General features: G+C 70.6%; 23 protein-coding genes and 1 pseudogene. 7 read left to right on the top strand and 17 right to left on the bottom strand.

Features of this window, described 5'->3' with window-relative positions; all coding sequences use genetic code 11:
- Positions 1–21: 21 nt before the first annotated feature.
- Positions 22–786 carry an SDR family NAD(P)-dependent oxidoreductase gene (locus tag ACFYPS_RS08475; protein WP_354965589.1) on the bottom strand — a complete coding sequence of 255 codons (765 nt, stop codon included), beginning with the start codon at positions 784–786 and terminating at the stop codon, positions 22–24.
- 304 nt (positions 787–1,090) lie between these two features.
- Here ACFYPS_RS08475 and ACFYPS_RS08470 point away from each other — a divergent pair, with 304 nt between their 5' ends.
- Both ACFYPS_RS08470 and ACFYPS_RS08465 read left to right on the top strand, forming a co-directional pair.
- The gene (locus tag ACFYPS_RS08470) at positions 1,091–1,951 is read left to right on the top strand and encodes a hypothetical protein (protein ID WP_354965590.1); all 861 of its coding nucleotides are present in this window, start codon (positions 1,091–1,093) and stop codon (positions 1,949–1,951) included.
- 222 nt (positions 1,952–2,173) lie between these two features.
- A complete protein-coding gene (locus tag ACFYPS_RS08465; protein ID WP_354965591.1) occupies positions 2,174–3,076 on the top strand; it encodes a phytanoyl-CoA dioxygenase family protein in 903 nt (300 codons plus the stop codon).
- Positions 3,077–3,144: 68 nt separating this feature from the next.
- Here ACFYPS_RS08465 and ACFYPS_RS08460 read toward each other — a convergent pair whose 3' ends face one another.
- The 8 genes from ACFYPS_RS08460 to ACFYPS_RS08425 all read right to left on the bottom strand — a co-directional run bounded on the left by ACFYPS_RS08460 (position 3,145) and on the right by ACFYPS_RS08425 (position 11,209).
- Complete coding sequence (locus ACFYPS_RS08460; protein ID WP_354965592.1) at positions 3,145–3,786, bottom strand: MOSC domain-containing protein; 642 nt, start codon at positions 3,784–3,786, stop codon at positions 3,145–3,147.
- Between the two features lie 68 nt (positions 3,787–3,854).
- A complete protein-coding gene (locus tag ACFYPS_RS08455) occupies positions 3,855–4,685 on the bottom strand; it encodes a carbohydrate ABC transporter permease (protein WP_354965593.1) in 831 nt (276 codons plus the stop codon).
- The gene (locus ACFYPS_RS08450) at positions 4,682–5,668 is read right to left on the bottom strand and encodes a carbohydrate ABC transporter permease (protein ID WP_387323661.1); all 987 of its coding nucleotides are present in this window, start codon (positions 5,666–5,668) and stop codon (positions 4,682–4,684) included. The genes ACFYPS_RS08455 and ACFYPS_RS08450 overlap by 4 nt, the downstream gene beginning before the upstream one ends.
- Positions 5,665–6,954, bottom strand: a complete 1,290-nt coding sequence (locus tag ACFYPS_RS08445; protein WP_354965595.1) for a sugar ABC transporter substrate-binding protein — start codon at positions 6,952–6,954, stop codon at positions 5,665–5,667. The genes ACFYPS_RS08450 and ACFYPS_RS08445 overlap by 4 nt, the downstream gene beginning before the upstream one ends.
- Positions 6,955–7,187: 233 nt before the next feature.
- Positions 7,188–7,472: a GlsB/YeaQ/YmgE family stress response membrane protein gene (locus tag ACFYPS_RS08440; protein WP_354965596.1), complete on the bottom strand. Its 285-nt coding sequence runs from the start codon at positions 7,470–7,472 to the stop codon at positions 7,188–7,190.
- A gap of 522 nt (positions 7,473–7,994) precedes the next feature.
- Entirely contained in the window at positions 7,995–8,279 is a 285-nt protein-coding gene (locus ACFYPS_RS08435; protein ID WP_074313648.1) for a GlsB/YeaQ/YmgE family stress response membrane protein, read from the bottom strand.
- 390 nt (positions 8,280–8,669) lie between these two features.
- The gene (gene lepA, locus ACFYPS_RS08430) at positions 8,670–10,547 is read right to left on the bottom strand and encodes a translation elongation factor 4 (protein WP_354965597.1); all 1,878 of its coding nucleotides are present in this window, start codon (positions 10,545–10,547) and stop codon (positions 8,670–8,672) included.
- Between the two features lie 125 nt (positions 10,548–10,672).
- Positions 10,673–11,209, bottom strand: coding sequence for a DUF4240 domain-containing protein (locus ACFYPS_RS08425; RefSeq protein ID WP_354965598.1), 537 nt, complete (start codon positions 11,207–11,209; stop codon positions 10,673–10,675).
- A 61-nt stretch (positions 11,210–11,270) separates the two neighbouring features.
- On the opposite strand from ACFYPS_RS08425, the gene ACFYPS_RS08420 reads away from it, so the two are divergent.
- Positions 11,271–12,257 (top strand): phosphotransferase, encoded by a 987-nt coding sequence (locus ACFYPS_RS08420; RefSeq protein ID WP_354965599.1) that lies wholly within the window; start codon positions 11,271–11,273, stop codon positions 12,255–12,257.
- A 185-nt stretch (positions 12,258–12,442) separates the two neighbouring features.
- A complete protein-coding gene (rpsT, locus tag ACFYPS_RS08415; RefSeq protein ID WP_210912321.1) occupies positions 12,443–12,709 on the top strand; it encodes a 30S ribosomal protein S20 in 267 nt (88 codons plus the stop codon).
- A 94-nt stretch (positions 12,710–12,803) separates the two neighbouring features.
- Here rpsT and ACFYPS_RS08410 read toward each other — a convergent pair whose 3' ends face one another.
- The 3 genes and pseudogenes from ACFYPS_RS08410 to ACFYPS_RS08400 all read right to left on the bottom strand — a co-directional run.
- Complete coding sequence (locus ACFYPS_RS08410; protein WP_354965600.1) at positions 12,804–13,226, bottom strand: hypothetical protein; 423 nt, start codon at positions 13,224–13,226, stop codon at positions 12,804–12,806.
- A complete protein-coding gene (gene holA, locus ACFYPS_RS08405) occupies positions 13,223–14,215 on the bottom strand; it encodes a DNA polymerase III subunit delta (RefSeq protein WP_354965661.1) in 993 nt (330 codons plus the stop codon). Before holA ends, ACFYPS_RS08410 begins: the two co-directional genes overlap by 4 nt.
- 181 nt (positions 14,216–14,396) lie before the next feature.
- Positions 14,397–14,633, bottom strand: a pseudogene (locus ACFYPS_RS08400) (hypothetical protein); the annotation flags it as partial.
- Between the two features lie 211 nt (positions 14,634–14,844).
- Here ACFYPS_RS08400 and ACFYPS_RS08395 point away from each other — a divergent pair.
- Positions 14,845–15,195: a hypothetical protein gene (locus tag ACFYPS_RS08395; protein ID WP_354965601.1), complete on the top strand. Its 351-nt coding sequence runs from the start codon at positions 14,845–14,847 to the stop codon at positions 15,193–15,195.
- Positions 15,196–15,271: 76 nt separating this feature from the next.
- Here ACFYPS_RS08395 and ACFYPS_RS08390 read toward each other — a convergent pair whose 3' ends face one another.
- A complete protein-coding gene (locus tag ACFYPS_RS08390) occupies positions 15,272–15,460 on the bottom strand; it encodes a hypothetical protein (RefSeq protein WP_387323653.1) in 189 nt (62 codons plus the stop codon).
- Between the two features lie 197 nt (positions 15,461–15,657).
- On the opposite strand from ACFYPS_RS08390, the gene ACFYPS_RS08385 reads away from it, so the two are divergent.
- Positions 15,658–15,876, top strand: coding sequence for a DNA-binding protein (locus ACFYPS_RS08385; RefSeq protein ID WP_354965603.1), 219 nt, complete (start codon positions 15,658–15,660; stop codon positions 15,874–15,876).
- Between the two features lie 49 nt (positions 15,877–15,925).
- Here the strand turns inward: ACFYPS_RS08385 and ACFYPS_RS08380 are convergent, their stop codons facing one another.
- The 4 genes from ACFYPS_RS08380 to ACFYPS_RS08365 form a co-directional block, all read right to left on the bottom strand.
- Positions 15,926–16,630, bottom strand: a complete 705-nt coding sequence (locus ACFYPS_RS08380) for a replication-relaxation family protein (protein WP_354965604.1) — start codon at positions 16,628–16,630, stop codon at positions 15,926–15,928.
- Complete coding sequence (locus ACFYPS_RS08375; RefSeq protein WP_354965605.1) at positions 16,627–17,121, bottom strand: replication-relaxation family protein; 495 nt, start codon at positions 17,119–17,121, stop codon at positions 16,627–16,629. The genes ACFYPS_RS08380 and ACFYPS_RS08375 overlap by 4 nt, the downstream gene beginning before the upstream one ends.
- Positions 17,122–17,567: 446 nt before the next feature.
- Positions 17,568–17,957: a hypothetical protein gene (locus tag ACFYPS_RS08370; protein ID WP_354965606.1), complete on the bottom strand. Its 390-nt coding sequence runs from the start codon at positions 17,955–17,957 to the stop codon at positions 17,568–17,570.
- 53 nt (positions 17,958–18,010) lie between these two features.
- Positions 18,011–18,319 (bottom strand): DUF2637 domain-containing protein, encoded by a 309-nt coding sequence (locus tag ACFYPS_RS08365; protein ID WP_244298611.1) that lies wholly within the window; start codon positions 18,317–18,319, stop codon positions 18,011–18,013.
- A 249-nt stretch (positions 18,320–18,568) separates the two neighbouring features.
- Between ACFYPS_RS08365 and ACFYPS_RS08360 the strand changes: the two genes are divergently transcribed.
- Positions 18,569–18,775, top strand: a complete 207-nt coding sequence (locus ACFYPS_RS08360; RefSeq protein ID WP_354965607.1) for a flavin reductase — start codon at positions 18,569–18,571, stop codon at positions 18,773–18,775.
- The last annotated feature ends 23 nt before the right edge of the window (positions 18,776–18,798 follow it).

Raw genomic sequence — 18,798 nt, 5'->3', positions numbered from 1 at the left:
AAGGCGGCGCCCCGAGGTCCGTCACCACGCGGTCGCGCCGCCGTCGACCGGGTAGTTCGCGCCGGTGATGTACGAGGCCCGGTCGGACGCGAGGAAGACCACCAGCTCGGCGACCTCCTCGGGTTGGGCGAAGCGCTTGACGAGCGTCTTGCCGGTGATCGCGTCCCGGGCCGCCTGGTTGTCGCCGAGGTCGCGTTCGCTGGCCGGGCTCACGATGGGCCCGGGACTGATCGCCACCGCCCGGATCCCGTGGGGCGCGCCCTCGAGCGCGAGTTGTCGGGTCATGCCGATGATGCCGGCGTTCGCCGCGGCGTGCCCGACCATCGGGGGGACATGGCCACCGATCATTCCGGCCATGGAAGCGGCGCTGATGATGACGCCGCCGCCGCGCCGGACCAGGTGCGGCCAGGCGAACTTCGACACGAAGAAGGGAATGTCGAGTTCGCCGGTGATCGTGTACCGCCAGTCCTCGACGGAGAAGTCGGGCATCGGGCCGAAGCGGAGCGCGGCCGCGTTGTTGTAAACCACGTCAAGCCCGCCGTACGCCGCCACCGCGTCCTCGACGAACTGGCGCACCTGTTCCGGGTCGGTGAGATCGACCGGTGCGATGCCCGTCATCTCCCCACCGGCTTTCCGGACGAGGTCGACCGTTTCGTTGTTGCCATCGATCTGGATGTCGGCCCCGACGACCCGTGCACCTTCCCGCGCGAAGGCCAGCGCCGCGACGCGGCCCAGACCTCCACCGGTGCCGGTGATGAGCACGACCTCGCCATCCAGCGTTCCCATGGGACTCCTCCTCGGTCCGTGGCCCAGGTCCTGACGGGCCCGGGTAATTGACGTGCCATGTCAGGCAACCGCTTGACCGATCAAGCACTTTCCACCGAACTCGGCCATCGTGACGCTGACGACAGACCATTGGGGATAAATTCGGAGAATCCGGGCAATAGTCCTGCGATCAGGAAGTCGGGTGAGACCCCGACCGGAGGGGGAATCTCCAGTCGGCGTAGGTCGGTCCCGTCGGTTCGAAACCGGTCGGACGACCCGGATTGGTCGCCGGGGGACGTACTCTTGTCGGACTGTCGATCTGGGGGTGTGGGTGCGAACTCGGGCAACCGTGGCGGGTGGCGTGGTCCTCGTCCTCGTCGCCGTGATCGCAATCTGGCTCGTCCTGCGGCAGGTCGGAGACGAGCTGCGACTGCCGCTGTCCTCGCGGACCTGCACGGTCCAGGCCGACGGTCGGGTCGCCCTGGACGCCGACCAGATGGCCAACGCGGCGACCATCGCGGCGATCGGCGCCCAGCGCGGGATGCCCGAGCGGGCCGTGGTGGTCGCGCTGGCCACGGCTTACCAGGAATCCGGGCTACGCAACCTCGCTGACGGCGACCGTGACTCGGTCGGCCTGTTCCAGCAGCGCCCGAGCCAGGGTTGGGGCAGCCCGAAGCAGATCCGCGACCCGCGCTACGCGGCGAACCGGTTCTACGCGGCGCTGAAGAAGGTGCGCGGCTGGGAGTCGATGCGGGTCACCGACGCCGCCCAGCGGGTGCAGCGCTCGGCGTTCCCCGAGGCGTACCAGAAGTGGGCCGACGACTCCGAGGTACTCAGCCGGGCGCTGCTGGGCGACGTCACCGGCGCGGTCGCCTGCTCGGTGGGGCGTACCCCGGTGATGCGCGGCGCGGCGGCGGCCGCCCAGTTGACCCGCAACCTGGTGCTGGACTGGGGGGTGTCGAGCACCGACCCGGACGACCAGACCGGGCTGGCGGTGACCGCGGGCGACCAGCGCGACGGCTGGCGGTACGCGCACTGGCTGGTCTCGCACGCACAGGACCACGGGGTGAAGCGGGTCCGCTTCGGCGGGCTGGAGTGGACGGCCCGGGACGGCACCTGGGGGCGGGTGAGTGGCGAGCAGGGCCCCGCCGGTCAGGTGGTGGCCGAGGTGTTCGCCGAGGCGTGACACCGCCCCGATTTCTTAACCGGCAGTCACCGCACAATCGGACAACGGCCCACAGAGGCTGCTATTGATCACGCAAATTTGACCATCCGTGACAGTCCCGCTGCGCGCGGTCCGACCGGTGTCCAACCGCTCCGCACGCCCTCCCCAATGCCGAGGTATGCGCGTTACGATCGGCGGCCTGTGCCAGAAATGGTTTCACCTCATGGGGAGGGGTACGACGCGGTGTTCGATTACGGCGACCGGACCGGCTACGAACCGATCAGCGACACTGACCGCAAGGAGTTCCACGAGCAGGGTTTCCTCCTGCTGCGCAACGTCCTGACCGAGGATCACCGGGCGGCGCTGGAGGCGGCGGTCGACCGCGTCTACGCGGAGGAACAGGCCAAGGGCAACACCAAGAAGGACGGCACGCTGCACCTGCTGGGCTTCCTGGAGCGCGACGAGCTCTTCGGTGAGCTGCTCACCCACCCGATCGCCTTCCCGTACATGTGGGGGCTGGCGGGCTGGAACATCTACACCCACCACAACCACCTGGACGTCACCCCGCCGGCGCTCCAGCCGGAGAAGCCGTACTGGGGCTGGCACCAGGACGGGTACCGCCAGAACTCCGACCCGGAGACGATGGACCCGAACCTGCCCCGGCCGATGTTCTCGCTCAAGGTCGCGTACGTGCTCTCCGACCTCTCCGAGACCGGTCGCGGCGCCACCAAGGTCATCCCGGGCAGCCACCTGTTGAACTCGCTGCCCCGGCCGAAGGACCTCAGCGTGCACAACCCGGACCCGGAGGGCACGGTGGAGATCACCGCCAACCCGGGTGACGCCTTCATCTTCGACCGCCGCCAGTGGCACTCGCGGTCGACGAACCTGTCGTCCATCACCCGCAAGATGCTCTTCGTCGGCTACACGTACCGGTGGATCCGCCCGCTGGACGAGCTGCACCCGGACCTGGACGGCGAGTGGTACCGCAACCGCACGCCGGTGCAGCGCCAGCTGATCGGCGAGGGCACTCACACCGCCAACTACTGGGGCATCAACTGGGACGGGTACGTCGACGACGAGATCCCGCTGCGCAAGGAGCTCAAGGAGCGCGGCCTGTTGGACCGCAGCGTCCCCTGGCTCCGCTGACCCGCTGACCGCGAGAGCCCCTGCCGTCTGGAGATGGCAGGGGCTCTTGCGCGTCCGCCGGGCGTTCGTCAGGCGCGGCCCACGAGCCGGCGGCGGACCTTCTCCCGGATCGGCTCCGGCAGGTCCTCGGCGTCGAGCAGCCGGGGCAGCAGCTCCGGCTCGAGGCTGGTCGCCCGGAACACCTCGCCGATGGTCACCCCGTGCGCGGGCCGGTCCACCACCTCGACCGGGTCGCCCGGGCCCACCTCCCCCTCGCGCAGCACCCGCAGGTAGGCCCCGGGCAGCGCCCGGACGGTGAACCGCTTGATCAGGTCCGGTACGCCCCAAAAGCCGGCGAAGGTGGTGCACGGCGTTCGAGGCTTGGTCACCTCAAGCAGGGCGGACCCGATCTGCCACTGCTCACCGATCACCGCGCCGGTCACGTCGACCGCATACGTGGTGAGGTTCTCGCCGAAGCCGCCGGGCCCGATGTCCCGGCCCAGTTCGGTCGCCCACCAGGCGCCGTCCTCCTCCGCGTAGGCGTAGACCGCCTGATCCTCGCCGCCGTGGTGGGCTCGCTCGCCGATGAAGTCGCCGACCACCCCGTCGACCCGGATCAGCACCGGCGCGTCCACCGGCCGCTTGTCGATGCCGCTGCGACCGCTCGCGTCGCCGGCCCACTCGGCCTCGGTGACCACACCGAGGTTCACCGCTGCCACCCTGCCCGTCATGGCGGTCAGCCTAGCGGGACCCGACGGGGTGGCGCGTCGCCAAGATCGCCGACAGCCGTGGGCGGCCGTCAGCCCTTGACGGCGCCGGCGACCAGGCCGGAGACCATCCGCCGCTGCACCAGCAGGAAGAAGATGATGACCGGCAGGGTGAACAGGGTGGAGGCGGCCATCACCGGGCCCCAGTTGGTGTCGTCCCGGCCGAAGAAAAAGGTCATCGCCACCGGCAGCGTGTACCGATTCTGGTCGTTGATGAACGTCAACGCGAAGATCAGCTCGTTCCACGCGGTGATGAAGGAGAAGATGCTGGTGGCCACCAGGCCGGGTGCGACCAGCGGGAACAGGATCCGCCGGAAGATCTGGGCCCGGCTGGCTCCGTCGATCGCGGCCGCCTCCTCCAGTTCCTTGGGCACCGCCGCGACGAAGCCGCGCAGCATCCAGACCGCGAACGGCAGCGAGAAACCGAGGTACGTGAGGATCAGGCTGGGCAGGGTGTTGTAGAGCCCGAGCCGCTGGATCATCAGGAACAGCGGGATGACCAGCGCCTCCAGCGGGATCATCTGCACCACCAGCAGCATGATCAGGAAGCTGGTCCGCAGCCGGAACCGGAACCGGGCCACCGCGGTCGCGGCGAGCAGCGCGACGAGGCCGCTGAGCACCACCGTCGAGACTGCGACCAGGGCGCTGTTGAGGAAGAAGTCGGCGAAGCTCACGCCGGGGATCAGGTTGCCGGTCAGGATCTCCCGGTAGTGCGCCAGCGTCGGGTGGGTCGGCACCGGCTGCGGGGTGGACGAGAAGATCTCCTTGCTCGGCTTCAGCGAGGTGGAGATCATCCAGTAGACGGGGAACGCCGCGAAGAGCGCGACCAGCAGCCCGGCGCCGTTGAGGGCGAACTTCTTCACGACTCGTCCTCCTGCCTGAGCACCATCCGTACGTAGAAGCCGGTGACCAGGAGCAGGATCAGCGTGAGGATCACCGCGATGGCCGCACCGAGGCCGTACTTCGGCGGTGGCGAGAACGCCTCCGCGTAGGAGTAGATGGAGAGCATGAACGTCGTCCGGTCCTGTGTGCCTCCGGCCAGTACGAACTGCTGGGTGAAGACCTTGAAGTCCCAGATGGTGGAGAGCACGATCAGGATCCCGAAGACCGGGCGCAGCAGCGGGAACGTGATCTTCCAGAACGCCCGCCAGGGGCCGGCGCCGTCCACCCGGGCGGCCTCGTGCAGCTCGCTCGGCACGCTCTTCAGGCCGGCGAGCACGCTCACCGCGATGAAGGGGAACGAGTGCCAGACCACCACCAGGGTGAGGATGGCGAAGAAGAGCAGCGGCGAGTTGAACCAGCCGTAGCCGGTCCAGTCACTGTGGCCGAAAAGGGCGTTGGACAGGCCGTCCGGCAGCGCGTTGAACAGCCAGGTGACCAGACCGCTGGTGTCGTCGAAGATCCACTTCCAGACGATCGTCCCGGTCAGTGCCGGGGTCGCCCAGGCGAGCATCACGCAGCTGGCCACGAAGGTGGCCATCTTGCGGCCGAGCCGGTTGAGCAGCAGCCCGACCAGGGTGCCGAGGACCATCGTGAGCAGCACGTTGGCCGCGGCGAACAGGACCGTGTTGCGCAGCACGGTCAGGAAGAACGGATCGGTGAGGATGTCGGCGTAGTTGCCCAACCCCACCCACGGCCACTCCCGGTCGCCGCGTAACTGCCGGACGCTGTTCAACCGGTAGAAGGACATCACCACGACCTGGCCGAGCGGCCAGAGCAGCAGCACCCCAATGATCGCCAGTGCGGGCAGCAGCAGCAGGTACGGCAGGCGGTCGACTCGGCGACGCCGCCGCGCGGGGTTCTCCCGCGCGGCTGCCGTCTCCGGCACCTCGGTCAGCGTGGTCACTTGGCGTTGAGAATGCTTTCCATCTCAGCGGCCGCGTCGGCGGTGGCCTTCTCGACCGTCTTCTGACCCTTCATGACCGAGCTGTTCATCGCCTGGGTCACCGTCTTGGTTCGGCTGACCTCCACCCACTTCGGGGTGAGCGGCGTGAGCTTGGTGTTCTGCATGGTGGTGGCGAACGCCGCCATCACCTTGTCGTTGGTGTACGTGTCGCTGGCGACCAGGTCCTTGTAGACCGGGAAGAAGCCGAGGCTGCTCGCGAAGCTCTGCGAGTTCTTCTTGTTCAGCAGCACGGTCAGGTAGTCCCAGGCCAGGTCCTGACGCTCGCTGTCCTTCCAGATCGCCACGTCCGAGCCGCCGGCGAAACCGGGCGCGGCCTTGCCGTCCGGGCCGGGGATCGGGAACGTACCCCAGACCTTCTCGATCTCGGGGTTGTCCTTCTTGATGGCGCCCTGCTGCCAGCTGCCGGCGAAGGCCATCGCGGCCTTTCCGGTGGCGAACTGGGTACGCGCGTCGATCTCGTTCCAGCCCGCGGCGGCCGGCGGGGCCACCTTGTGGACGGTCACCATGTCGGTCCAGAACTTGACGGCCCGCTGCGCCTCCGGCGTGGTGTAGCCGGACTTCCAGGCGCCGCCCTGGTTGCTGGCGATCTCGCCGCCGGCGCCCCAGAGGAAGGAATAGAAGGGCAGCTCGGAGTTGCCCGGCAGGGCGATGCCGTAGGTGCCCTTCTTCTTCGCCTGCACGGCCTTGGCCACGCTGATCAGCTCGTCCCAGGTCTTCGGCGGCTGCACGCCCGCCTCGGCGAACCAGTCGGTGCGGTAGTAGATGGCCCGTACGCCGGCATACCACGGCACGCCGTACTGCTTGCCGTCGAGCTGCGCGTTGCGTACCAGGTCAGGCAGCAGGTCCTTGCCGTCGGCCCAGCCGCCCATCCGGCCGCTCACGTCGGCGAGCGCCTCCTGGGCCGCCCAGCCCTGGGTCTCGGTGTTACCCAGCTCGGTGATGTCCGGTCCCTCACCGCCGGCGAGCGCGGCCTGGAACTTCTTGGGCGCCTCGAGCCAGGGGATGTACTGCACCACCACGTCGGTGTCGGGGTGCTTCTGCCGGAACTCGGTCTCCACCCCGTCGAGGAAGGTGTTCTGCGCGTCCCCGCCCTCGCCCATCATCCAGACCGTGAGCTTGCTGTCGTCTGCCGCGTCGTCGCCGGAGCCCCCGCCGCAGCCGGTCAGCACCATCGCGGCCGAGGCCACCACGGCGGTGACCGGGGCCAGCCGTTTCCACCTGTTCACGCCACTTCTCCCCTCGCGCCGCCTGGAACTAACCTTCTCCGCCGCACCTTAGTACGAAGGATTCCTTTACAACAGTGGGCGTGCCGGCGGAAGCGTGGCGACCGTACCGCAGGGGGCCGGCGAAAGGCGCTGTGGCATCGGGCCGAAGTCGGGCACTCCCACACGAAAGAGCGCCCGGCCGAGGGCCGGGCGCTCTTTCCAGTGGTGCGGTGGTGCCAGGTGATGCCGGGTTGTTATCGGGTGATGCTGCGGCGGCGACCCACGCCGGCCACCAGCGCAACCGCGATGGCCGCCACGACGACCTGCACCAGCAGCTCGCCCCAGTCGATGCCGCTGGTCTCGGTCGCGATGCCGATCGCCCGCGCCAGCACGGTGCCCAGCAGGGCCGCGCCGACACCGATCAGCATGTGCAGCCAGATCGGCATGTTCTGCCGGCCCGGAACGACCAGGCGGCCCAGCGCGCCGACGATGAGACCAACAACAAGCGCAGTGATGATGCCCCACACGGTGAGCTCCACGGTCGCCCTCCTTCAAAGAATGTCTGACACACGCGGTGTGTGCTTCCTGTCGTGACCGCTAAGTTCCCGACCCGCCGAAAATCCAAACCGACTTCCCGCACCAGACGATCACGACTGGGCGTACACGGACAGGTTCCACCGCCCCCTGCCTCTTGCGGCCGAGGGCGACGGGCGCGGGACGGGCGACAGACGGCGGGCCATGCCGGACGGCCGACGGGCCACGGCGGGCAGCGGGCGGTGTGCGCGGGGCTGGCCGCGGGCGGCTGCGAGCGGCGACGGGCGCGCTGGGGGCAGGTGCACGGGCTGCGGGCGAGCGCCGACGGCGGCGAACGGCCGCCGCTGGCGTGATCGACACGAGTTCACGGATATCGGGGTGTCCCGGCAGCAGGGACACCGCGAGATCCCTGATGTCGAGTGGATCAAAGGCGGGCTGGCGCCAGGACGAGACCGTCGGGCATGAACGCGAAGGGCACCCGACCAGTCGGTCGGGCGCCCTTCGGATGTGTCGCGGTGGTGCGGGTGTTATCGGGTGACGCTGCGGCGGCGACCCACGCCGGCCACCAGCGCAACCGCGATCGCGGCCACGACGACCTGCACCAGCAGCTCGCCCCAGTCGATCCCGTTGGTCTCGGTCGCGATGCCGATCGCCCGCGCCAGCACGGTGCCCAGCAGGGCCGCGCCGACACCGATCAGCATGTGCAGCCACATCGGCATGTTCTGCCGGCCCGGAACGACCAGGCGGCCCAGCGCGCCGACGATGAGACCAACAACAAGCGCAGTGATAATGCCCCACACGGTGAGCTCCACGGTCGCCCTCCTTCAAAGAATGTCTGACACACGATGTGTGCTTCCTGTCGTGACCGCTAAGTTCCCGACCCACCGAAAATCCAAACCGACTCACCATCGACACCAACGGTGGGCGTCAATGCGCCACGGCTGCGTCGGTTGACACAGGGCGCGTCCACACAGGTCACCCGCCCTGTCGTGGGGGCCACCCGCCACCGGCGAGGCCCGAAAAAATCTCCGCCCCGGCCGGGTCGGCCCGTTGCCACGACCCGCCAGCCGGCGAGAAACGGCGGTGCCGCCGGCCGGGGTACGGCGACGGCCGGCACCCCGTCGGGCGATCGGTCGTCGCGACCGGCCCGGCCGGGGCACCGGCCGTGTTCGTCAGTCAGCGCCGGCGCACCGGCGCCGGTGTCACTTCTTGCCGGCGGCCTTGCCGTCGCCGGAGTCGGAGGAGAGGGCGGCGATGAAGGCCTCCTGCGGCACCTCGACCCGGCCGACCATCTTCATCCGCTTCTTGCCTTCCTTCTGCTTCTCCAGCAGCTTGCGCTTACGGCTGATGTCACCGCCGTAGCACTTGGCGAGCACGTCCTTGCGGATCGCCCGGATGGTCTCCCGGGCGATGACCCGGCTGCCGATGGCCGCCTGGATCGGCACCTCGAACTGCTGGCGCGGGATCAGCGTGCGCAGCTTGGCGGCGATGGTGACGCCGTAGTTGTACGCCTTGTCCTTGTGCACGATGGCGCTGAACGCGTCAACCGGCTCGCCGTGCAGCAGGATGTCCACCTTCACCAGGTCGGACGCCTGCTCGTCGGAGGGCTCGTAGTCCAGCGAGGCGTAGCCCTTGGTCCGGCTCTTCAACTGGTCGAAGAAGTCGTAGATGATCTCTGCGAGGGGCAGCGTGTAGCGCAGCTCCACCCGGTCGGCGGAGAGGTAGTCCATGCCGAGCAGGCTGCCCCGCCGACCCTGGCAGAGCTCCATCACCGCGCCCACGTAGTCATTGGGTGTCAGCACGGTGGCCCGGACCACCGGCTCGTACACCTCGGCGATCTTGCCGGTGGGGTACTCACTGGGGTTGGTGACGACGATCTCCTCGCCGTCATCCGTGATCGCCCGGTAGACGACGTTCGGCGCGGTGGAGATCAGGTCAAGGTTGTACTCGCGCTCCAGCCGCTCCCGGATGATCTCCAGGTGGAGGAGGCCGAGGAAGCCGCAGCGGAAGCCGAAGCCGAGCGCGCCGGAGGTCTCCGGCTCGTAGTCCAGCGCGGCGTCGTTGAGCTTGAGCTTGTCCAGTGCCTCGCGCAGGTTCGGGTAGTCGGACCCGTCGATCGGGTAGAGGCCGGAGTAGACCATCGGCTTCGGGTCCTTGTAGCCACCCAACGCCTCGGCCGCCGGCCGACTGTTGATGGTGACCGTGTCACCGACCCGGGACTGTCGGACGTCCTTCACGCCGGTGATGAGGTAGCCCACCTCGCCGACGCCGAGCGCCTCGGCCTTCACCATCTCCGGCGAGATGACACCGATCTCCAGCAGCTCGTGCACCGCCCCGGTGGACATCATCTTGATCCGGTCCCGGGCGCTGATCCGGCCGTCGATGACCCGGACGTAGGTGACGACGCCGCGGTAGACGTCGTACACCGAGTCGAAGATCATCGCCCGGGCGGGCGCCTCGGCGTCGCCGACCGGCGGGATGAACTGCCGGACGATCTCGTCGAGCAGGTGCGGCACGCCCTCGCCGGTCTTGCCGGAGACCCGGATGCAGTCGGCGGGGTCGCCGCCGATCAGGTGGGCCAGTTCCTCGGCGTACTTCTCCGGCTGGGCGGCCGGCAGGTCGATCTTGTTGAGCACCGGGATGATGCGCAGGTCGTTCTCGAGCGCCAGGTAGAGGTTCGCCAGGGTCTGCGCCTCGATGCCCTGCGCGGCGTCGACCAGCAGCACGGCCCCTTCGCAGGCTGCCAGCGACCGGGACACCTCGTAGGTGAAGTCGACGTGTCCTGGGGTGTCGATCATGTTGAGCACCGCGTGCTCACCGATCCGCTCACCCTCGCGGATGGTCCACGGCATCCGGACGGCCTGGCTCTTGATGGTGATGCCGCGCTCGCGCTCGATGTCCATCCGGTCCAGGTACTGGGCGCGCATCTGCCGGGGGTCGACCACGCCGGTGAGCTGCAGCATCCGGTCGGCCAGGGTCGACTTCCCGTGGTCGATGTGGGCGATGATGCCGAAGTTCCGGATGCGACCGGGGTCGGTGGCACCAGGAGCATTCGCGCCGGGATCGAGCTTCGGTGGCACAGCGGTCCGTTCTGGTCGGCTGACGTGAACAGGCCGGCGCGCCGCCGACCCCCTCTATGTTCCCACGCCGCCGGGGTGCCCCCGCTGCGCGGGCGATGGATCGGCCTGCGAAGCGCCCGCGCCCGTCACTCCACCGGCGGCTCCACGAAGAGCGCGGCCAGCCGGGGCAGCCGACGGCGGGCCTCCTCCTCGTCGTCGAAGTCCCAGAAGTCGTTGAGGTCCGGCGCGCGCACCGGCTCCCGGGCCGCCGGCAGTTCCGACGCGGTGGCCTTGCGGTACGCGTCCCAGGGCACCGCCAGCATCTGCTCGGCGGAGAACTCCTCCCCGCTGAGCGAGGCGGCCCGCACCTGGGGCAGCTCGGCCAGCGAGTCCGGGTCGGCGACCGCGCGGGCGAAGACCGCCCGACCCTGGGTCATCAGCCAGCCCCGGAAGTGCTCGAAGCCGTCCGCCGACGCGCCGCCGTTGATCAGGTACGCCGCCCCCCACAGATCCGCCTTGTGCGACGCGGCCAGCACCCGCGTCTGGTGCCGGGCGTACCCGACGATGTCCTCCGGGTCACGCTGGGCGAGCAGCGCCACAGCGCGCGCGGCCACCGGGCCGGGCTCTCCCCCTCCGCCGGCCCGGGCCTCGTCGATCAGCTGCCAGAAGTCCTCGGTCCTCATGGCTTGGCAGTCTGGCAGTGTCGCCGCGCGCTGTGCACGTACCCCGGGGCAGCATGGTGGGGTGTCCCCGACGCCGCTGCCTCCGGTGCCGTACCACGCGAGCGCGCTGCGCCCGTCGTGGCCGGCGCTGCCGGCGGCGCTGCGGGCCGCGATCGCCGACCGGCTCGGCGCGCCGGTGGTCACCGCCCGGGTGGCCGGCGCGGGCTTCACCCGGGGCTTCGCCGCCGTGCTCGGCACCGCCGACGGCGGCCGGGCCTTCGTCAAGGCCGCGTCCGCCGTCGAGCAACCGCGCCTGGTCGACTCGTACGCCCGGGAGGCCGCGATCCTCGACCGGCTGCCGGCCGGCCTGCCGGCGCCTCGCCCCCGGTGGACCCTGTACGAGGCCGGCTGGTTCGTGCTCTGCACCGACGCCGTCGACGGCCACACCCCGCGGCTACCCTGGGCGCCCGCCGAGCTGGACGCCACGCTCGCCGGGTACGCCGAGGTCGCCGCCGCGCTGGCCGACCCTCCGACCGGGCTGACCGCGCTCGACCTGCCGCACCTGGCCGACCTGGCCCGGTCGGACATCCTCTGGTGGGAGGAGGTCGCCGCCGGCCGGGAGCCACCTCCGGCGCTGCCCGAGCCCGTGCGGGGTCGGCTGCCCGAGCTGGTGGCGCTGGAGTCCCGCCTCCCCCGGTACGCCACCGGGGCGACCGGCCTGACCCACGGTGACCTGCGGGTGGACAACGTGCTCATCGACGCGGACGGCCGGGCCTGGTTCTGCGACTGGACCTGGGTCTGTCACGGGCCGGCCTGGTTCGACCTGGCCGGCCTGCTGCTCACCGCGTACGCCAGCGGCCTAGACGCGGACCGGCTCTTCGCCGCGCACCCGGTGACCGCGGGCGCGCCCCCGGACGCGCTGGACGCCACCCTGGCCGCGCTGGCCGGCTACTTCCTCACCGGCGCCGCCGCGGCCCCGGTGACGGCCTCGCCGCACCTGCCCGCGCACCAGCGGTGGAGTGGCGAGCAGGCGCTCGACTGGCTCGCCCACCGCCAGGGCTGGCGATGACCGGCGGGGGCGTAACCTGGGCCCCGACGGGCCGGATCAGCGGCGCGTTCGGCCGCGCGAGCACGGAGCCGTTTTGGCTCGTCCCGGGCGACCTGGTAACCTGGCTCTTCGCGCAGCGATGACGCATGTTCGTCATCTCGCGCACCTAAGCTGACCAACCCGAGCTATCAAGACGAGGCTGTCGCGTGGCGAACATCAAGTCCCAGATCAAGCGCAACCGGCAGAACGAGAAGGCCCGGCTGCGCAACAAGTCGGTCAAGTCGTCGCTGAAGACCGCCGTCCGGAAGTTCAACGAGGCTGCTGAGGCCGGTGACGTCGAGAAGGCCGCCGCGCTGATGCAGGAGGCCTCGCGCAAGCTGGACAAGGCTGTCAGCAAGGGCGTGATCCACTCCAACCAGGCCGCGAACCGCAAGTCCGCGATCGCCAAGCGCGTGGTGTCGCTCTCCGCCTGACGACTCGCCGTCAGACTGATTCGGAAAGCCCCGGGCCCCGGCCCGGGGCTTCCGTGTGTCCACCCGCGGGCACGTTCTCCGCCCCTACCCCCGGTCAGTCTGACGGGTCGGTGCGGCGGTTGGGTGGCACCTGATCGGCGTTGATCACCACGCCGGGAACGGTGTGCGAGATCCACTCCACCCGGGCCCGGCCGACCACCGGCTCCATCTGCCGGCGGAAGCGGTCCCGTTCCTGCTCGGGCACGAGCGCGGCGGAACGCACCACGATCGCGGCCACCATGTCGTTGAGCTTCACCATCACCGCCACCACGGCGGGCAGCACCAGCACGGCCCACCAGGTGACCAGCTCGGCGAGGGCGAGCAGCACGGCCAGCGCGACCGTGCCCTCGAAGAAGAGGAAGCAGAGCACCCCGCCGGGGTTGACGAACCGCAGGCCGAGGAGCCGGGCGTAGAGCGGCCGATAACGCTCCTCATCGGCGGGGATGGTGGCCCACGCCGTACGGTTCGGCCCCGTCACCGGATGCTGCCCTGCCGGGCCGCCGCGACCGAGAAGACAGCACGTTCCAGGGCGTACGCCCGGTCGTCCGAGCCGCCCTTGACGGCCGCGTTGCACTCGGCGGCGACCTGCATGGCCCGGACCAGCCCCTCGGGCGTCCAGCCGCGCCCCTGCCGCTGCGCCCGCTCGATCTTCCAGGCCGGCATGCCGAGGGTGCTGGCGAGCTGGTACGCGTTGCCCCGCCCGGCCGACGCCACCCGGGCCACCGTGCGGACCCCGTCGGCCAGGGCGTCGGCGATGGGCACCGGGTCGACCCCGACGTGCAGGGCCCAACGCAGCGCCTCCAGCGCGGCCGGCACGTCCCCGACCATGGTGGCGTCCGCCACCGTGAAGCCGCTCACCTCGACCCGGCCCCGGTAGTAGCGGGCGACCGTGTCGGCGCCGATCCGACCGTCGGTGTCGGCGACCAGTTGGGAGCAGGCGGCGGCCAGCTCGCGCAGGTCGTTGCCGACCGCCGCGATCAGCGCCTCGGCGGCGTCGTCGGTGCACCTGCCGCCGGCCCGCCGGATCTCGTCGCGGACGAAGGTCACCCGGTCGCGGTGCCCCTTCTGCCCCTTGGGCAGCTTGGCCGCCGGGATCACGGTCGCGCCCGCAGCCCGCAGCCCGTCCGCGAACGCCTTGCCCTTGGCCCCGCCCAGGTGCAGCACGAGCAGCTGGACCTCCGGGTCGGGGTTTTTCGCATACGCCAGCAGCGCCGCGACCAGGTCCTTGCGGGCGTCCTGCCCGGCGTGCAGCACGAGCAGCCGCCGCCCGCCGAACAGCGACGGGCTGAGCATCTCGGCGATCTCGCCGACGGTGAGCGCACTGGCCTGGTACTCGCGGACGTCCACCTCAGGGTCGACGCTGCGTACCTTCGCGACAGCTTCGGTCACCGCTCGCGTGGCGAGCAACTCCTCATCACCGAGGACGAGCAGAATGGGGGCGAGGCTGGCGGGGGTCACGCCGCCCATATTCGCACGGCCCACGGCGGGATCGTGCCTGGTCATTCGCCGCTCAGTCGGCACAGCCCGCAGTCAGTGCAAATCCCGACATTCACCCTGATCCCCCTCGAAATTCGTATACCCCCAGCATTTACCGCGTTGGTCGCGCAATTTCCACCGGAAGTCACGCCAGCATCCTTCCCCGCCCGGTTCAGGGTCGTCGACCCGGCGGCACGCCTCGGCGCACCACCGCCAGGCCCGCCCCCGTCCCGATCGCCGCCAGATCGCCGTCGGTGTCGGTCCGCAGCACCCGGGCACCGCCCCTGCTCAGCCGGGCGAGCAACCCCGGATTCGGGTGCCCGTAGGTGTTGCCGGTGCCCACCGGCACCAGCGCGACGGCCGGCCGGACCGCGTCGAGGAAACCCAGGTCCTGGTATGCCGACGCATGAGCGCGGCGGGTACCGACAATGATCGGGCCCGGCAGGTGCGCCAACACCTGATCTCCGGGGGACAACGCCGGGCCCGACGCGCGCCGGGACGCTGCGGAGGCCGCCGCCTCCGGTGCGCCCCTGGACGCGGCCACGGTCACCCGGTCGATCCGGGAGCGGCAGGAGCAGGCGCAGGCCGCACAGATCACGGCGGACGGCACCCGGGACGCGGTGGGCCAGGTCCGGCAGCAGGTAGCCGCCGGGATCGAGCAGCGCCGCACGGAGTGGCTGACCTACCTGCACGGCCAGGCCGCCGCCGGACTGGCGCGGCCGGATCTGGTGGTGGCGGAGCTGGTGGTGGCGGAGCTGGAAGCGGCAGTGGCCGACCTGGCCGAGATCGACCGGGTGCGGCAGGTGGTGGAGTCTCCGAGCGGCGGCCGCCTGTTCGGCACCGGGACGACCATCACCGGCAACGCCGTGGAAGCGGCCAGGGAGACCCGGGAGCGCGCGGCGGTGGCGCTGGCGGGCCTGGAGCGCCACGCCGCCAAGGTGGCGCGAGAGAAGGCGTCTCAGCCGGTCTGAGCGGTCACAGACGGACGGCCCGCACCCCCGGATTGGTCTCCTCCGGGTGCGGGCCGTTCTTTCGTGCTGTCTGCGCTCAGTACCGGGCAGGCCGGTTGCCGGCCAGGCGGTGCGCTCCCACCCGGTCCCGGGCCCACCGCAGCGCCGGGCACGCGTCCGTCCGTCCGGCGCACCGTTCGCAGTAGCCCACGATCCAGTGCCGCCGGATGATCCGCTTGGCCAGCATGGGCACCCATTCCGATCGGGGTAGCTCCCGCTCCAGCATGGCCCCACCTCCCATAGTCGGTGCAGGTCCGGGCACCGAGCCCCGCTCAAGTGCCCGGACCGCCCCTATAGGGGACCGAACGAGCGACCCCCTGTCAAGTGTGCAAGGGGGTGGGTGGCGACGGGTGAGCAGCGCGGACGGGTGGCCGCAAGGGGGGTTGCGACTCCGTAAGGGGGTCCGGCCGGGATCCTCGGGGCATGGCCCGGAGGTTGTACGGCTCGGCGGAGCTACAGGAACGCCTAGGCGTGTCGCGCGTCCGGGTCGTCCAGCTCACCAGCCGCCCCGACTTCCCCGAGCCCGTTGACCGCCTGGCCGGTGGCTCCGTCTGGTGGGCCGAAGACGTGGAGCGCTGGATCGCCGAGCACCAGCCGTGGAAGGCGCGCGGCGCGGACGAGCCGCCGCCGCCGGAGAGCTGACCGGTTTCCCCGTCGCGCACTGACGGATGCCATTGCGCGACGGGGAAACTCAGCGCCAGATAATCTCGATCCCGTCCGTGCTGGACCCCGGTCCGCGCCGGCCCCGGTCCACCCGGATCTCCATGAGCAGGCGGACAACGGTCCGGCGCGCGTCCGGGCTGAGTGCGTCCCACGCCTTCTCCACGTCCGCCGCGCTCACCAGTTCCCCGAGCACGGATGCGCGGTCCGGCGGTGGGGCGGCGGCAGCCTCCAGCGCGGCCAGCTCGGGGCGGAGCTGGCCCGTGATCGTGGCGAGCTGGCGGGCCGTGATGACCCCGGCCGCGAAGCTGGCCGCAGCGTCGTCGAGCCGCTGCCGTACCTGCTCCGCCGCCTGAGCGGCCCGTTCCCGCTCTCCCCCGTCATCGTCCGAGGTGAGCAGGGCGGCGGCATCCGGTCGGCTCAGGCGCGCGATCACCACCGCCTCCACGTACTCCTCCAGCCGGTCCCGTCGCCGGCTCACCGTCATCAGATTGAAGCCAGCGAGGCGGTGGTGCAGGTTCGCCTCCCGCCGAGCGGAGGGAAGGTGGAACAGGACCGGCCACGCCCAGGTGCTCATCGCGTAGGGGCGTTCGTACTTGGCGATCTTCTCGGTAAGGACGTCCAGGCATTCGCCGCTGGTGCCGTACTCGAGGAAGAACGGCACCGCCCGTCCGCGCTCGGTCCACATCCCGGCGCCGTCCGGGCGGGGCAGTCCGGTGGGTCCGTGGACCATCATCTGCGGGTTGCCGCCTTTGCGGTAGAGGACGCCGGGTTCGTGGTAGGCGGCTGCCAGCGGATCAACTTGCCGCCCGGGTAAGTGCGGGCGTGGGCGGCGAGGTCGATGAAGACCTGGTTGCCGGCGAGCAGGTGCGGGAGGTCCGGTCGGCGGGTGAGGGACTGTTTGCGGCGGCGAGCTTGGTCCCGGCGTGGTCGGCCGAGTCCGCGTTGGACGCGGACGTGGTCGTAGCCGAGCTGGTCCAGGACGTAGTGGTAGGGGTAGGAGCCTCCGTCGGCTTTGTTGGGCCGGAACCGGTCCACCGCCCGCAGCAGCGTGAGGCGGCGCAGGCGGCGTTGGGTGGAGTCCAGGGACGGGAACAGGGCGGCGGCGATCTGGTCGGTGGTGAACACGCCGTGGTCGTAGAGCCAGCCGAGGAGCCGGTCGTCGCGGGCGGTGATGCTGGCCTGAGGCCGCAGCAGCGGATCCGAGGTCTGTGTGGGTTTACGCATGGGCAGCCCCAGGGGGGAGACCCCAGAGCTGAGGGTCTGTCTGGAGCCGATCAGAGTCGTTGTGAGGGGGGTTGACCTGGGCTGCGAGCGAGGACGGAGGGTCAGGTTGGGGGTCAGGATCAAGGCGGACGGTCGAACGGGGATCGGCGCTGACTCCTACACTGCCGCGCACACCGGGCCCGGCGTGACGACACGGTGAGAGTGTGTGTGAGGCGGGCCGGTGACGGAAGCGGCGACGCGGCTGAGATTCGTCATGTGGGGTGATCACTGTTGTTGCTCCAAGGTCAGAGGTGTGGGTGTGCGGCGGGTGCACCGGCCGCTGTCGCGGGCGGGAGCGCGTGGACAGGTCCGGTCAGGTTCTGTCAGCTCGCGGGCCTGCTGACAGGCGCGCAAGCTGGTCTGACAGCGGCGGCTCGCTCTGACAGAAGCCGCAGGTTGGGGTTCTGTCACGCGGCCTCCCCCGGTGACAGGTTCGGTGCGGGTGAGGTGGTCTCGGCGCGCAGGACGCGTACGAGCGCCGAGGCGGTGGCGTTGGACAACTGGTGTCCGTCCGCGCGTAGCTGTCGGGCGAGGGCCTTGCGGGACATCGGCGTTCCCTCGACGGTGAGGGTGCGGGCGGCGGTCCGGGCGGCCGGGACCAGCGCGGTGACCTCCGGACCGCCGTCATCGGCCGACGGCTGGCCGTCCGGGCGGTCCGGGACCACCTCAGATCGGTCCGCGGCGGCGGGGACCGCGGTCGTGCGGTCCCGGACGGCGGCAGTAATGGTGGCGAGCGGCTGGCGGTTGTCCGGGACCGACGCGTCGACGGTCAGTGGCGGTCCGGGCTCCGTCCGCACGGGCCGGACGGTCGACGGGGGTGGGGCGGGGTCGGCACGGCCGAGGGCGATCTTCACCATCGCCAGAAACCGAGCGCTGGCAGGGCGGCGGCGATCCAGCCGATCAGCGACGCCTCGGCCTCGACGACTTGCGCCGCCAGCGACAGCAGCACCGCCGCGACCAGCATCGTGGCGGGGATCGCGACGTTCTTGCGCAGGCACCGGTTGCGGCGCAACTTCAGGCCAGCGGCGATCGAGGTCAACTCCAACACGATCGCGTCGGCCCAGGCCAGCCAGCCCGGCTGACCGTGCGCCGCGGCGACGGCATGTACGTGTGTGAAGGACGCCACGCCGGCCGTGGCCCGGCGCTCCCTGTACTTCATGCCCGAGGGTGCACAGGGGGTGGAGGTCCCTGCGGTTCACCACTCCGGACGCCACCGACGACCGACTGCACGAGGTTCGTACCGGGACGTCGCCGGCCGGTCAGCCGGACCCCGGTGAGGGTCGGCGGATGACCGTACTCACCCTCAAACACCTCAGCGCGGGGCACCGTCGGGCTCACCCCCGAGGAGGTGGACGCGCATCGACGTGAAGGCCGACGGCGGCGTCGAGCGGGCCGCTCGGAACACCCGGTGATCAAGCCCTCGTGGCGCTGCCGGACCTGCCGGATCGCCTGGCCCTGCTCGGCCGCGAAGCTGCGTCTCCTCGGCGAGTACCGTCATGACCGCCCGGCGCTGCTGATTCACCTGGCGTCCCTTCAGGAGGAAGCCGCGGGTGACCTCACGGCGCTGAACCCGAGCAACCCGCCGACGAACCTCACTGACCGCTTCGTCGACTGACTCGCGTCCGCTGAATCCACTGT

It is taken from the genome of Micromonospora sp. NPDC005087, from assembly GCF_042872965.1.
Classification (GTDB): domain Bacteria; phylum Actinomycetota; class Actinomycetes; order Mycobacteriales; family Micromonosporaceae; genus Micromonospora.
Note: the sequence above shows the minus strand (reverse complement) of the source record. Positions and strands in the feature narration are given on the sequence as shown.

Bases quoted from the DNA above. Each gene is read 5' to 3' on its own strand.
- ACFYPS_RS08475 (WP_354965589.1), bottom strand. From the start codon at position 786: ATGGGAACGCTGGATGGCGAGGTCGTGCTCATCACCGGCACCGGTGGA.
- ACFYPS_RS08460 (WP_354965592.1), bottom strand. From the start codon at position 3,786: ATGACGGGCAGGGTGGCAGCGGTGAACCTCGGTGTGGTCACCGAGGCC.
- ACFYPS_RS08425 (WP_354965598.1), bottom strand. From the start codon at position 11,209: ATGAGGACCGAGGACTTCTGGCAGCTGATCGACGAGGCCCGGGCCGGC.
- holA (WP_354965661.1), bottom strand. From the start codon at position 14,215: ATGGGCGGCGTGACCCCCGCCAGCCTCGCCCCCATTCTGCTCGTCCTC.
- ACFYPS_RS08390 (WP_387323653.1), bottom strand. From the start codon at position 15,460: ATGCTGGAGCGGGAGCTACCCCGATCGGAATGGGTGCCCATGCTGGCC.
- ACFYPS_RS08385 (WP_354965603.1), top strand. From the start codon at position 15,658: ATGGCCCGGAGGTTGTACGGCTCGGCGGAGCTACAGGAACGCCTAGGC.
- ACFYPS_RS08380 (WP_354965604.1), bottom strand. From the start codon at position 16,630: ATGATGGTCCACGGACCCACCGGACTGCCCCGCCCGGACGGCGCCGGG.
- ACFYPS_RS08375 (WP_354965605.1), bottom strand. From the start codon at position 17,121: ATGCGTAAACCCACACAGACCTCGGATCCGCTGCTGCGGCCTCAGGCC.
- ACFYPS_RS08365 (WP_244298611.1), bottom strand. From the start codon at position 18,319: ATGAAGTACAGGGAGCGCCGGGCCACGGCCGGCGTGGCGTCCTTCACA.